This is a genomic window from Serratia sp. UGAL515B_01 (genome assembly GCF_033095805.1).
Lineage (GTDB): Bacteria > Pseudomonadota > Gammaproteobacteria > Enterobacterales > Enterobacteriaceae > Chania.
This window is the reverse complement of the sequence record NZ_CP109901.1, coordinates 1,939,907-1,953,910: the sequence shown is the minus strand read 5'-3', so window position 1 is coordinate 1,953,910 and position 14,004 is coordinate 1,939,907. Positions and strand designations below refer to the sequence as shown.

14 protein-coding genes are annotated in these 14,004 nt (G+C 47.5%); 6 read left to right on the top strand and 8 right to left on the bottom strand.

The genetic code is table 11. The annotated features are described in order from the left end of the window. Positions 1–348: 348 nt before the first annotated feature. The 5 genes from anmK (at position 349) to pdxY (ending at position 4,935) form a co-directional block, all read left to right on the top strand. The gene (gene anmK / locus OK023_RS08975) at positions 349–1,470 is read left to right on the top strand and encodes an anhydro-N-acetylmuramic acid kinase (protein ID WP_317697085.1); all 1,122 of its coding nucleotides are present in this window, start codon (positions 349–351) and stop codon (positions 1,468–1,470) included. Between the two features lie 43 nt (positions 1,471–1,513). Continuing rightward, a complete protein-coding gene (locus OK023_RS08970; RefSeq protein WP_317697083.1) occupies positions 1,514–1,819 on the top strand; it encodes an MliC family protein in 306 nt (101 codons plus the stop codon). A gap of 91 nt (positions 1,820–1,910) precedes the next feature. Beyond that, the gene (gene pdxH, locus OK023_RS08965) at positions 1,911–2,564 is read left to right on the top strand and encodes a pyridoxamine 5'-phosphate oxidase (protein ID WP_317697081.1); all 654 of its coding nucleotides are present in this window, start codon (positions 1,911–1,913) and stop codon (positions 2,562–2,564) included. Positions 2,565–2,703: 139 nt separating this feature from the next. Next, positions 2,704–3,981 carry a tyrosine--tRNA ligase gene (gene tyrS, locus OK023_RS08960; RefSeq protein WP_317697077.1) on the top strand — a complete coding sequence of 426 codons (1,278 nt, stop codon included), beginning with the start codon at positions 2,704–2,706 and terminating at the stop codon, positions 3,979–3,981. A 93-nt stretch (positions 3,982–4,074) separates the two neighbouring features. Then, the gene (gene pdxY, locus OK023_RS08955; RefSeq protein WP_317697075.1) at positions 4,075–4,935 is read left to right on the top strand and encodes a pyridoxal kinase PdxY; all 861 of its coding nucleotides are present in this window, start codon (positions 4,075–4,077) and stop codon (positions 4,933–4,935) included. Between the two features lie 58 nt (positions 4,936–4,993). Here pdxY and gstA read toward each other — a convergent pair whose 3' ends face one another. From gstA to rsxD, 8 genes are all read right to left on the bottom strand, one after another. Further along, positions 4,994–5,599 (bottom strand): glutathione transferase GstA, encoded by a 606-nt coding sequence (gstA, locus tag OK023_RS08950; protein WP_317697073.1) that lies wholly within the window; start codon positions 5,597–5,599, stop codon positions 4,994–4,996. Positions 5,600–5,936: 337 nt separating this feature from the next. Further along, a complete protein-coding gene (locus tag OK023_RS08945; RefSeq protein WP_317697071.1) occupies positions 5,937–6,200 on the bottom strand; it encodes a DUF3811 domain-containing protein in 264 nt (87 codons plus the stop codon). Positions 6,201–6,363: 163 nt separating this feature from the next. Beyond that, positions 6,364–7,257 (bottom strand): class A beta-lactamase, encoded by an 894-nt coding sequence (bla, locus tag OK023_RS08940; protein WP_317697069.1) that lies wholly within the window; start codon positions 7,255–7,257, stop codon positions 6,364–6,366. Positions 7,258–7,517: 260 nt separating this feature from the next. Further along, positions 7,518–9,032, bottom strand: a complete 1,515-nt coding sequence (dtpA, locus tag OK023_RS08935) for a dipeptide/tripeptide permease DtpA (RefSeq protein WP_317697067.1) — start codon at positions 9,030–9,032, stop codon at positions 7,518–7,520. Between the two features lie 539 nt (positions 9,033–9,571). Beyond that, positions 9,572–10,213 (bottom strand): endonuclease III, encoded by a 642-nt coding sequence (gene nth, locus OK023_RS08930; protein ID WP_317697065.1) that lies wholly within the window; start codon positions 10,211–10,213, stop codon positions 9,572–9,574. After that, positions 10,213–10,917: an electron transport complex subunit E gene (locus OK023_RS08925; protein ID WP_317697063.1), complete on the bottom strand. Its 705-nt coding sequence runs from the start codon at positions 10,915–10,917 to the stop codon at positions 10,213–10,215. Before OK023_RS08925 ends, nth begins: the two co-directional genes overlap by 1 nt. Further along, entirely contained in the window at positions 10,914–11,543 is a 630-nt protein-coding gene (gene rsxG / locus OK023_RS08920; RefSeq protein WP_317697061.1) for an electron transport complex subunit RsxG, read from the bottom strand. Before rsxG ends, OK023_RS08925 begins: the two co-directional genes overlap by 4 nt. Positions 11,544–11,552: 9 nt before the next feature. Then, positions 11,553–12,626: an electron transport complex subunit RsxD gene (gene rsxD, locus OK023_RS08915; protein WP_317697059.1), complete on the bottom strand. Its 1,074-nt coding sequence runs from the start codon at positions 12,624–12,626 to the stop codon at positions 11,553–11,555. A 465-nt stretch (positions 12,627–13,091) separates the two neighbouring features. Between rsxD and OK023_RS08910 the strand changes: the two genes are divergently transcribed. Next, on the top strand, positions 13,092–13,985 hold the full coding sequence (locus tag OK023_RS08910) for a helix-turn-helix domain-containing protein (RefSeq protein ID WP_317697057.1): 894 nt from the start codon (positions 13,092–13,094) through the stop codon (positions 13,983–13,985). The last annotated feature ends 19 nt before the right edge of the window (positions 13,986–14,004 follow it).

Below are 14,004 nucleotides of genomic sequence, written 5' to 3'. Positions count from 1 at the left end.
GGTTTAGGTTTATAACAGAGTAGAGGAGAAATAAACGTCATTATTTGGGAATTTTCTTACTTCCTCCGCCAATGAGCAACATGTATACGCAAGTTGCAGATAGACGGCACAGAGTAGTAAATCGGTTGTGACACAGTTTGAACACTGTCTGCAATGGCCCTAAAGAGGACGGGAACTACTACGGAGAGCCACGTAGCCAACACCACTGGCGCTGGAATAGTGACGAGAAAAATCAAGGTTCCCCTGATGCGAAGCGCTAAATAAATAAAATAATCCATGCGTTAATCACATGATTCTGGTTTATTAAATGAAGGTAATGGTTACCCCACATAGGTCAAGGATATTGCTATGAAATCAGGTCGCTATATCGGTGTTATGTCTGGCACCAGTCTGGATGGAGTTGATGTGGTTCTTGCCGCAATTGATGGTCGTATGGTGGCGCAGCAGGCTAGCTATAGCCATCCGATGCCAATACAACTTAAGAACGATATCCTGGGAATGTGCCAAGGGCAGCAAACTTCACTTTCCGCGGTTGGAAGGTTAGATGCGCAACTGGGTACGCTGTTTGGCGAAGCCGTATTAGAGTTGCTCAGGCAAACGGGGGTTCCGTCCAATCAAATTACAGCTATTGGCTGCCACGGCCAAACTGTTTGGCATGAGCCCGAAGGTGAAACACGTTTCTCTATGCAATTGGGAGACAACAACCGGATAGCTGCTTTGACGAATATTACCACTGTTGGCGATTTCCGCCGGCGCGACATGGCCTATGGTGGACAGGGAGCACCGCTGGTTCCAGCATTTCATCAGGCACTGTTAGCTCATCCAACTGAAAGACGGATGGTGCTGAATGTAGGAGGGATAGCCAATCTTTCTTTATTGCTGCCTGGTTTGCCGGTTCGTGGGTTTGATACCGGGCCGGGAAATATGTTGCTGGATGCTTGGATATGGCGCCATCGTGCACAACCGTATGATAAAGATGGCCTTTGGGCAATGGAGGGACGTGTTTGTCTGCCGTTAATGCAACAGATGTTGTCAGACCCCTATTTTGCCTTACCCGCGCCAAAAAGTACCGGGCGCGAATACTTTAACAATAGTTGGCTGGAAACACAGTTATCGCGCTTACCCCAAGTAAAGGCTGTAGATGTAATGGCTACCTTGGTGGAATTGACCGCGACAACGATTTGCGAGCAGGTATTGTTGGCGGGCGGATGTGAGCGTTTGCTGGTATGTGGCGGCGGTGCACGTAATCCGTTACTGATGGCGCGGCTGTCGGCTTTGTTGCCAGGTATTGAGGTTTCGACTACAGACAACTTCGGAGTAAGCGGTGATGATATGGAAGCATTGGCCTTCGCTTGGTTGGCATTTCGCACGCTTTCTGGACAACCGGGCAACTTGCCTTCTGTAACAGGTGCCCGTTGCGAAACTTTGCTGGGCGGGATCTATCCGGTTTTACCTCTACCTCAGAATTAATACTGCGACGGCAGACATGAAGCTAATATTGAGGAATCAAGGCGTGAATAAAATATTGATTACCGTTGTTGCCTTGTTGTTGTTTGGCTGCAGTCATTATGTTACACAGCAGGAAAATCAGACGTACCATTATCAATGTGGTACGACTCCACTAACGATTGATTTCAATGGTGTAGCTAAAACGGCCAGCCTGGTTATGGATGGTGAACAATTGAAACTTAAGCAGATACCCTCTGTATCGGGGGAAAAGTACAGCAATGGTAAATATAGCTTAAGGACAACAGGGCAACATGCGATCCTTGAACGAAATGATAAAACGATCATGAATGACTGCGTGCTGGCCAAATAACCCCCTCCCTAATAGCGTTAGACGCAATTGAGAACCTTATGCAACAGGCGCAGAATGAAAAGGTTAATTTACCCATTGGTTGATAATTCTGATGACTGAAAATAATGAATTTGATGTAGCGGACCTACGTCGTGAATATACTCGAGGTGGTCTCCGTCGTAACGATTTGACCGCCAATCCCCTTGATTTGTTTGAACGCTGGTTGAGGCAGGCATGTGATGCGCATCTGGCTGACCCCACAGCCATGTGTGTGGCGACAGTCGATGAGCATGGGCAGCCTTTCCAACGCATCGTATTACTGAAGCATTTTGACGATAAAGGCTTAGTGTTTTACACCAACCTTGGTAGCCGCAAGGCACAGCAATTGGCACAGAATCCGCACATAAGTTTGCTGTTTCCATGGCATATGCTTGATCGTCAGGTGACTTTTCTTGGTCAGGCTGAGCGCTTATCCACGTTTGAAGTGATGAAGTATTTTAGTAGTCGTCCTAAAGATAGCCAGATTGGTGCTTGGGTTTCCCAGCAATCGTCACGCATATCCGCGCGCGGTATCCTTGAAAGCAAATTCTTCGAGTTGAAGCAAAAATTTCAACAGGGGGAAGTACCTCTGCCCAGTTTCTGGGGGGGATTTCGTGTCAAATTTGATTCTGTTGAATTTTGGCAGGGAGGGGAACACCGCTTGCACGATCGTTTTTTCTATCAGCGTGATGGAAATGACTGGAAAATTGACCGACTGGCACCCTGACAGATAGAAAATCTCCGTTAAGCGCTAGCGCTGGTACTGCTGGCGCTTTATTCTATGCACTATCTCAAATTTGTTATTTCGCCATTGGGCGAAAGCCGTGTACCGGCAAAGGTGCATTCGTTTATACATGGAGAAATTGATGGCTAGCATCAACCTGATTCAACAATTGCAAGAGCGTGGCTTGGTGGCCCAGGTGACGGATGAGGCAGCGTTAGCGGAGCGACTGGCGCAAGGGCCAATTGCTCTGTATTGCGGCTTTGATCCGACCGCTGACAGCTTGCATTTGGGCCATCTGGTACCATTGCTGTGCCTGAAGCGTTTTCAACTTGCTGGTCATAAGCCTGTGGCTCTGGTGGGAGGTGCAACCGGATTAATCGGCGATCCTAGCTTCAAGGCTGCGGAGCGCAAGCTGAACACAGCTGAAACGGTTAACGAATGGGTTGAGAAGATCCGTACGCAGGTATCACCGTTCCTTGATTTTGATTGTGGGGCTAACAGTGCCATTGCCGCCAATAACTATGATTGGTTTGGTAACATGAACGTGCTGAGTTTCCTGCGTGATATTGGTAAACACTTCTCTGTCAATCAGATGATCAACAAGGAGGCGGTGAAGCAGCGTCTCAATCGTGACGATTCCGGGATCTCCTTTACCGAGTTTTCCTACAACCTGTTGCAAGGTTTTGACTTCTCTGAACTTTATAACCGACATCAGGTGGAATTGCAGATCGGCGGTTCTGACCAATGGGGCAACATCACATCGGGTATTGATCTCACGCGTCGTATGCACCAGAAACAGGTATTTGGCCTGACCGTTCCGTTAATTACCAAGGCAGACGGCACCAAGTTTGGTAAGACTGAAGGCGGTGCAGTCTGGTTGGCTCCAGAAAAAACCAGCCCATATAAATTTTACCAGTTCTGGATCAACACCGCGGATGCTGATGTTTATCGCTTCTTGAAATTCTTCACCTTCCTGAGCTTGGAAGAGATTAATGCATTGGAAGAAGAAGATAAAAACAGTGGCAAAGCCCCTCGAGCGCAGTATGTACTGGCTGAGGAAGTGACGGGAATGGTGCATGGGGCAGAGGGTCTTGCTGCTGCGAAGCGTATCACCGAAAGCCTATTCTCTGGCGCATTGCATGAAATGACAGAGGCGGACTTCGCGCAGTTAGCACAAGATGGCATGCCAAGCATCAAACTAGAGGGCGATGCAGATCTGCAACAGGCTCTGGTCAATGCTGAGTTGGTGCCTTCACGTGGGCAGGCTCGAACTATGATTGGGTCCAACGCAGTGACGGTAAATGGTGAAAAGCAATCGAATCCTGAATATCTGTTCACTGACAGTGATCGTCTTTTTGGTCGTTACACGCTGTTGCGTCGCGGTAAAAAACATTACTGTCTGGTCGACTGGAAGTCATAATTTTGACAAGCAGGGGCCGAAAGAGGCCCCTTTATTTTTTGACGGTCGGGGATGTTCTTCCCCTATTGTTGTATTTATGGTTAGGCTGTTTCGATGAAAAATATTCTCTCTATACAATCACATGTGGTGTTTGGGCATGCAGGAAACAGTGCGGCAGAGTTTCCTATGCGCCGTATGGGTGTCAACGTCTGGCCGTTAAACACGGTGCAATTTTCTAATCATACACAATATGGCCATTGGACCGGTTGCGTAATGCCAGCCAGTCACCTGACTGAAATAGCACAAGGCATAGCGAATATTGATAAATTAAAAGAGTGTGATGCTGTGCTGAGTGGCTACATCGGTTCGCCAGAACAGGGTGACCATATTCTAGAGGTAGTACGGCAGGTCAAGCAGGCTAATCCCAATGCTTGGTATTTTTGCGATCCCGTCATGGGACACCCAGAAAAAGGCTGCATCGTTGCGCCGGGGGTGGCCGAGTTTTTGTGCCAACAGGCGTTACCATGCAGCGATATGGTGGCACCAAACCTACTGGAGCTGGAACAACTGAGCGGGCGTGAGATCCACAATGTTGACCAAGCGATTGATGCGGCGCGTGAGCTGACGCTAAAAGGCCCTAAAGTGGTGTTAGTGAAACATCTTAGTCGTGCGGGCTATAATCAGGACAGCTTTGAAATGTTGCTGGTAACGGTTGATGATGCCTGGCACATCAGCCGCCCATTAGTTGATTTTGGCGCGCGTCAGCCGGTGGGAGTAGGTGATCTGACCAGTGGTTTACTCTTGGTAGACTTGCTTAAAGGTGAGCCGCTAGATAAAGCATTGGAACATGTCACTGCCGCTGTGTATGACGTCATGCTGACTACCCAGGCGATGGGCGAATATGAGTTGCAGATTGTTGCCGCCCAGGATTGTATTGTTAATCCAAACAGTAAGTTTCAGGCGATAAAATGCTAAAAAACCGGCCGTTAAGGCCGGGTTGCAGAGGTTTTATGGTCCCGCGTTTAGGCGTGTATTAATTGAGACCTTCTGCACTCAGGGTTGCTTGCACCGCAGGGCGAGCAGCTACGCGGTCGAAGTAGGCGTGCAGGTGCGTATATTTATTGAGATCAAACTGCATCGCCAGTGCCCAACGCAGTACGGTGAAAAGATAAGCATCTGCAACGCTAAAGCGTTGATCTAGAACATAATGTTGTTTCTCTAGAACGGAATTCAGATAGCTGAACTGACTTTCTAGTTTGTCCCGAACGATAGACTTGTATTCATCGGGTGTTTTCGGGTTAAACAAGGGACTGAACCCTTTATGCAATTCCGTTGAGATATAGTTCAACCACTCAATTGCGTGATAGCGAGGAAGCGTGCCCACTGCTGGGATCAGGTTACGATCCGGTACGCGGTCTGCCAAGTATTGCACAATTGCCACACCCTCGGTGAGCAAACTGCCATCGTCAAGCACCAAAGCCGGGACTTGTCCCTTCGGGTTGATCGCTAAGTAGTCAGCTCCACTTTCTGTTATTTTCTTCGCCAAATCGACCTTTTCCACAGTGAAATCCAATCCGGCTTCACGTAACACGATGTGCGGTGACAGTGAACACGCACCGGCTTTGTAGAACAATTTCATCGAAAGCTCCTTTGTAGTGATGAATGACCGCCTAGGCCTATAGTGTAAAAATGATAACGTCTTTGCCAGCAATTTTTTATTAAACTACAAGCTTTTTCGTAGAGGCATAATAAAAGAATGTTGATATGTGGATAAAGCAGATTGAGCCTGCTTTAGACGAACCGCTCGCTAATGTCACACTAACTGCCACTTCTGCTTCTTGTTTAGTGAAATATCAGGGTTATAAGACATTAACTTCAAGTAACTCGGAAATAAACCAACCCTGTTGGAGTGGGGCGCCTTCGAATCCTTGGTATTGATTGATTCAAGAGCGGCGCAAACAGCAGGGTTTTTACTATCAACGATGTGGTCGGGTGCTGATGGAAGCTGTCCAACTAAACGTAGCATTAGTGGGTTGTACCCGATTAGCTTTACGTCCAGCACGTGTTACTTTGGCAATTTTTTCTCGGGAGGCCATTATGCGCTCAATAGCCTCATCTTTTACTTTGTTCTGTTCGGCGTTAGTCAGTGGGCGACCGTGGCTTTTGCGTGCTCTGTCCAACTCGGTTTTTACTTCACGTTGTTCACTTTCTGTCATGTCTTTTAGCGTAAGTTTTTTCATTTTGGCAACCCGCGTTGTGAAGTTGGCTTTCAGTGTACAGGATTTTTTGAAAAAATATTGCAGCATAGCTACCAAATAAGTTTAGTACGCTGTTGAGCGATAAACGACCATAAAACGAGTCAACGTCTCAAATTTTGAGTAATTCGGCGAGTTTATGAACGGCCTAGGCTAACGCCTGAGTGACAATACGTGTTGCAGAGGCAATCACATCATTTCTGGCTTTCGCATCCTGCTGAGCGTACGTAGAGTAAATGGCGATCACCAGCGGAGCACTGTCTTTTATCCAGACAACACCAATGTCATTGGCAGTGCCATAATCACCGCTACCGGTTTTATCGGCGACGATCGCTCCCGAAGGGACACCTGCTCGAATGCGCTGATCGCCCGTAGTATTCCCTTTCATCCAACTGTTCAACAACTGACGTTGTTCGTTTGGTAAAGCGTCCCCCAACGTTAACTTCTGTAAACTTGCAGCCATGGCTGCTGGTGAGGTGGTATCCCTCTCATCGCCTGGAATGGCACTGTTCAGTTCGGTTTCCCAACGATCCAGACGAAAGGTCGTATCGCCGATACTGCGTGCATAGGCGGTAACAGCGGCAGGTCCACCTATCAGTGCCATCAACAGATTAATGGAGGTGTTATCGCTATATTGAAGCGCGGCGGCACAAAGTTCGGAAACCGTCATACCACTGTCTAAATGTTTTTCGCTGATGGGTGAATAGGCTGCAAGATCGCTTTTTTTGTAGTGAATGCGCTGATCCAGGAACCCTTGGTGGCTGAGGCTGTGGCGCAGAATGGCACCGGCGGCAATCACCTTGAATGTGCTGCAAAACGGAAAGCGTTTTTCGCCATTCAATTGCACTTTTTGACCATTGGCGGTGTTGTAGGCGTAAACCCCCAGTCGCCCTCCAGAATCTTTTTCCAGATTGGCGAGCTTTTGTTGTGCCAGCGCTAATTTATCATCGGCGGCAAAAGTTAGCAGTGGATTGAGAGCCGCGAACGCAGGTATGGCAGCAGCGGCGAGGAGAATTTTACGACGTAGAGGAGAAAAGGACATGGAATGTCATCCTTGTGAGTGATTTGTATACCCCATTATACATAAATTCATGAGACTATTTGCCATAACAGCGGCAAAAACTGTTTGTATTTATTATCAAAACTAGGCTGTGTCGCAATTAGCTGTAGCACCGTCGTAGACCCAAAAAACCGTCATCGAGGCGAAGGGCGATCAAGCCCGCGTCCAATTAAGTGGCATAATCTTATGATAGAGGTGCGATAAAAAATAGCGGGGCTTATTGCCCCGAAACGTTCATGTGGTTAGTGCATTGCACCAGTGGCTTGGGCTTTCTGTTGCGTATCTTCTATGGTGTCCAAGGTCATGCGGTACAGTTTTGGGGCGGTCAGCAGCATCAGTACTGCAATAACTGCGGTTGCGATACCAATCTGTAAAAACACATGGCTGTATATTGCCAAGGAAGCATGCGCATCTTTAATATCATTTGGCACTGCGGTTAGTCCGGCGACTTTACCCGCAATTAACGCCGCCGCCGCTGTGGTCAGGAACCAAGAGCCCATGATAAAACCCATCAGTCGCTGTGGAACTAACTGTGCCACCATTGCCAGACCCAAGCCGGAGATCATCAGCTCACCGATACTCTGCAACGCATAACTTAGGATTAACCAGTTGACGGAAACAATGCCCTGCTGATTAGCAAAGCTTGCTCCCCACGGCAGTACCAGAAAGGCTGCGGAACACAACAACATACCGAAGGCGAATTTGTGTGGCATAGGCAGACGATCGCCCATCTTGTTGTATAGGGCAGCAAGCAGAGGGCTTGCTAACATGATCCAGAATGGGTTGAGTGCCTGATACTGTTCCGGTTCGAAGGTGATTCCTAGAATATTGTGCTCAACATTATGAATAGCAAAGAAGTTCAGCGAGGTTGGCATCTGGCTGTAAAGCACGAAAAACACGATGGCTTCGAGCATGAGCAGGAAGGCCACGATCATCTTGCGTCTTGCGGTACCCTGTAGTGCAAAGGTTGCTTTGGCAAACACGATGACAATACCAATAGAAATGATAGCCAGTGCCCAGCGTGCGATGATTTGGTTATGCAGCAACCAGCTTGAAAGTGCCACTAATGCCACTACACCCAACAGAACCATGAGGAGTTTCTGAATATGCAGGGGTTTAAAGTCGGGTCTTGACCCGTATTGTTTTACCCAGCCGTGACAGATCATAAAGTTGACCAGGGTGATCAGTATCCCTACCATGCTAAGAGAGAAGGCGATGCTCCAACCGTATTTTGCGGCCAACCAAGGCGTTGCCAGCATAGAACAGAATGAACCGATATTGACGGACATGTAATACATGGTGAATGCACCGTCTAAACGCGGATCGTCTTTTTCATAGCATTTCGACAATAGTGATGAGGGGTTCGCTTTGAACAAACCACTACCCACCGCGATTGTCGCCATGCCCAGATAAACCCAGAAGATGTCATGCCCGGAATATGCCACCATGGCGTAGCCAGCGGCAAGCACAAAGGCTCCCAAGACGATCACACGCTTTGCACCGAGGACCTTATCTCCCAGCCACCCACCGATGGCGACAAAACCGTAAACCAGCGCACTGAAAGAAGAAAACAGCGTGATGGAATCGACTTCACTCAGGCCAAGCATTTTGACCAGGTAGACGGCCATAATGCCTTGCAGTCCGTAATAACCGAAACGCTCCCAGAGTTCTATAGAGAAGATCAGGTAGAACGCTTTAGGCTGTTTGAAAGCGTTAAGACTTATGTTTTCCGATGGTTTGTTTTTTGCTGTCGACACTGGTACCTCTGGTTTTTTCACTACCCGTATTTTCAATACGGAAATTACATTAGGTGATGCAGATTGCATCTTTATGCATTGTTATAAGATTATTAGGGCGGTTAATGTTCACTATCTTTATCAATGTGGCAAGCTTTCTGACATATACCGTTACATATAACTTTTTCATTAACATATAACTATGTTGCGAAATTTATTCAGTATTAACGTTCGAGAATCTTTATTTTATCGGGTTTTTATTTTGCCATGAAATTCTTATTGATTAATTTTAGTTATATATCCTGACTTTTTACAGCTAAGTAGCCCATATTGATGATTATTTGGGTTTAAGTTTTTAGATTATCTGGTATGGGCGGAGTTCTATGAAATTATACAAAATTAAAATAATGAACACTTTCGTTAAAGAAATGTAATCGCGAGGATATCGTGCTTATCGAGATTTTTGGTTAATTTTTCAATGAAAAATATCTCGATGAAAATGCCTTATTAAGCCAAATAGGAGAAGGCGGCTGGGCGCTGAGTTGCGCCCGATAGGATGTTTATTCAAGCGGGTAGACTTTCTCTTTATACTCGCATAAGTCTTCAATCAGGCATGAGCCGCAGCGTGGCTTACGTGCGACGCAAGTATAGCGACCATGAAGGATAAGCCAATGGTGACAGTCTACCTTAAACATGGCCGGAACGACTTTTAGCAGTTTCTCTTCCACTTGATCAACGTTCTTTCCAGGGGCGAAATTTGTGCGATTACAAACCCGGAAGATGTGTGTATCAACAGCAATGGTTGGCCATCCAAATGCTGTATTTAAAACGACATTCGCTGTTTTACGGCCCACACCAGGCAGAGCTTCGAGCGCCGCGCGATCCTCAGGGACTTCACCTGCATGCTCATCCAGCAGGATCCTACAGGTTTTAATGATGTTCTCGGCTTTGCCATTAAACAGACCGATGGTTTTAATGTACTCCTTTACGCCATCCACACCCAGAGCCAACATCGCTGCCGGTGTATTGGCAACGGGGTACAGCCTGGCCGTAGCCTTATTCACACTGACGTCGGTGGCCTGTGCAGAAAGTAACACCGCAATGAGTAACTCAAATGGTGAAGAAAAAACCAACTCAGTGGTTGGGTGAGGGTTGTTATCCCGTAAGCGAGTCAGAATTTCTAGGCGTTTCTCTTTATTCATTACGCTTTCTCTGCGTGTTCTTGCTTCGTTTCAGCCTCAACCTTAACCAGCAGGGCTCTGTCTTGGCGCACTTGCATTTTTTCATCGATCACATATTTGGCTGCCAGCATCAATCCTAAACCGATAAAAGCGCCCGGCGGAAGCATAGCCAATAGGAAGGGGCTGTCAAAGTGCACGACTTCTATGCGTAATACCCTTGCCCAACGGCCTAACAGCATGTCCGCACCATCAAATAGCGTGCCGTTGCCAATCAGTTCACGCAGAGAGCCCAATACGAACATGGCGCAAGTCGCTCCCAATCCGATAGCTATGCCATCGATAAGCGCCAGGCCGACAGGTTTTTTTACTGCTATCGCCTCGGCACGCCCTACCACGATACAGTTGGTGACGATCAACGGAATAAAAATCCCCAGAGACTGATAAAGACCAAAGGCATAAGCGTTGATCAGCATTTGAACCACACTGACTGCGGCGGCAATGATCATCACATAAATGGGAATACGAACTTCGCTGGGTATCCAACGACGTAAGGCTGAGATTGAACCATTGGTAATCGCCAGAACTAACGTGGTTGCCAGCCCAAGACCTAGGGCGTTGGTTGCGGTTGAAGTCACAGCCAGCAATGGGCACAGGCCCAATAGTTGCACCAACGCAGAGTTGTTTTTCCACAATCCTTGAACAATCAGAGTCTTCGCTTCACTCATTCGCTGGCTCCACAGGTAGGTAAAGTGTCGATTTTAGTCGGCAACGTTTCGATATATAACGTGGTACGATGCACGGCATTGACAACGGCTCTTGGGGTAATAGTTGCACCGGTGAATTGATCAAATATACCTCCATCCTTTTTCACCGCCCAGCGTGTGTCGTCTTGGCCATTGACTTTCTGACCTCTAAAAAGAGTGATCCAGTCGGAGAGACGCAACTCAATTTTATCGCCTAACCCTGGCGTTTCGTGATGTTCCATGACTCGTGTACCTAACACTGTACCGTTAAAGTCAGCACCGACCAGCAGTTGAATAGCCCCGGAATAACCATCGGGTGCCGTCGTTTCCAGCGCGGCTGCAACCGGCTGACCATTCTTACGCGCCAGATATAAATGATGAGGAGCAGAGTTACCTAATGCCGGGTCGCTAACCACATAGCATTCATCCTGCATATCATTGTCGTAGTTTTCCGCCGGAACGACCTGATCTAATAAGGCTTTATGCTGCAACGCCGCCTGGTGGGCAATCGTACCTTTTGTTAGCTGATACACCACGGCAGTCAAGCCGGTCGTCACCGCGGCAAATACGGCCAGTGTGATACCATGCTTTTTCATTGAATTAAGCATCTTGGCTCCTTAGCGATGGCCATACACGCGCGGCTGCGTATAGTGATCGATTAATGGCACAGTAATGTTTGCCAACAGCACGGCAAAGGCTACACCATCAGGATAACCGCCATATACGCGGATCAACCAGACCAACGAGCCAATAAGGGCTCCATAAATCAAGCGCCCCTTCGGTGTGGTGGAGGCACTGACCGGGTCAGTAGCGATAAAGAAAGCACCGAGCATGGTTGCTCCGGAAAATAGGTGGATCAGCGGTGAGGCTTGATGAGCAGGGTCCAACGACCATGCCAACCCAGAGCAAAGGGCAATGGCACCGAGCATGCTAAGGGGGATCTGCCAGTGGATAAGCTTACGGCTCAACATAAATGCCCCGCCGAGAAGAAAACCCAGGTTCACCCATTGCCAACCGATGCCTGCCAACACACCGTCAAACAACGGTTGTTGCAGCACCTGCTGCACAGAATGGCCGCTGCGCAGGCCAGTTTTGAACGCGTCAAGCGGTGTAGCCTGGCTAATACCGTCGCTTCCCATCTGCATGGCACTTTGGGCACTGTGCCCATTGAAGATAGCCTGCAGAGTATCTTGTAGCGGCAGCATGGCGGTATTCAACGTGTCGGGTGGTAACCAGCGGGTCATTTGTACCGGGAAGGAGATCAGCAATACCACATAACCGACCATCGCTGGGTTGAAGGGATTTTGCCCTAATCCTCCGTACAGCTGTTTAGCGATAACAATAGCGAAAACGGTGCCGATAACAACCATCCACCAAGGAGCCAGTGGTGGTAAGCTAATACCTAACAGCAATGCAGTGAGCAGCGCAGAGTTATCTGCCAACCTGGTTTTTACCGGTTGTTTTCGCAGCGCAAGAACAGCGGCTTCAGCGAGCAGTGCGGTTACCATGGCTAATGCCGTTTGAACGAGGCTACCGTAACCAAAGAACCAAACTTGTGCGGCTATACCGGGAATACAGGCCAGCATAACCCAAAGCATGATGCTGCGAGTGTTTTGCTGGTCATGAGTAAAAGGAGAACTGGCGACGCGTAAGCTAATGACGTTTTTTTGCCTAACTGGTCTGAACTTCATAGAATAACTACCATTTCTTTACCACACTTTACCCAAATTGCTTCAATTTGCATGTATATTGACAGCACCATCCAACCTTCCTAGGTACTGCGCTACTTTTATATAACCTGATTTATTCAAGGGGGTATATACCCAAAATAATTCGAGTTGCATGTAGTTGTGAAGGGTATAGGTGTAACAGATGAAAAAACATAGCGCAGTATTCTACCTTAATCAGAGCTTGGGTAATACGTGCTGATCATAGGGATATGTATATATTGAGCTATGTACCTCTTAGTTGCGTGCAAATAGCGGCAGCAAAGAAAAGGGGTCCTTGAAGTGATGGAGGGGAAACCCAAGTGTGAGTCTGAATCTTGCCAATCCACGCTGATGAAATAGCAAAATTCATATAACCAATATTGGTTATTATCCTGGCAGCGTTCAACGTGCCATCCAACTAGGATCTAAGTGGGTGAATGAACAATAATGACTAATGAAGACATGCTTTTCATTGAAGAACTGATTGAGTGGGTAGAGATTCACTTGGAAACGCGGCCAAATCTAGATGAAGTTGCACGGATTTCGGGCTACTCCAAGTGGTACTTACAGCGTAAGTTTAAGCGTATCACTGGCCTCCAGCTTGCTACCTATATACGTTCTCGCATCCTTACCCGTGCTGCGGTAGCGTTGCGTATCACTAATCGCTCTATTATTAATATCTCTGACGAATTGGGATTCGACTCTCAACAAACTTTTACTCGTATGTTTAAACAACGCTTTGGTACAACACCAAACCGTTATCGCACGATGAGCAAATGGGACGTCAAAAATCTGATGCCTCGTTTCAACTTTGAAGCCAACTATGAAGCCGATTTTTACCCTGAGATCAAACGGCTGGTATTACCAGAAATGCATCTGGTTGGTCTTTCACGGGAACTGGAACTAGAGACTGAACAAGAGATTGCCGTTTCTTCCTGCATCGCTGTGAAGGGGGAGATTTTTAATAACTTCTTTAAAGGGTTAAATGTCGAGTGCCGCAAGGTTTTCAGTATTCATTCCTTGCGAGAGCACAGTAATGGTGAATGCTCTGGCACTCACATCATGGCGGTAGCACCAGAACATAAGAAAGATATTCTTTCCGGCCATCAAATCGATAATATTCACCTGCCAGCGCGTGAATACATTGCTATCAACCATCAAGGAACGGCAAAGGAGTGCGGGCAATTTGTTTCCTTTCTGCTTGCCCATGTGGTACCCACATTACGTAATGAAGTGGAAGGGAGCATTGAGATGGAGATGTTGGAAACGAAAGAGTGGAATCAGTCTGCAAAACTGCGTCAGATAGATGTGAATTATACCTATCTGATTTCTATTGATTAAACGGGGGGATCGGCAAAAA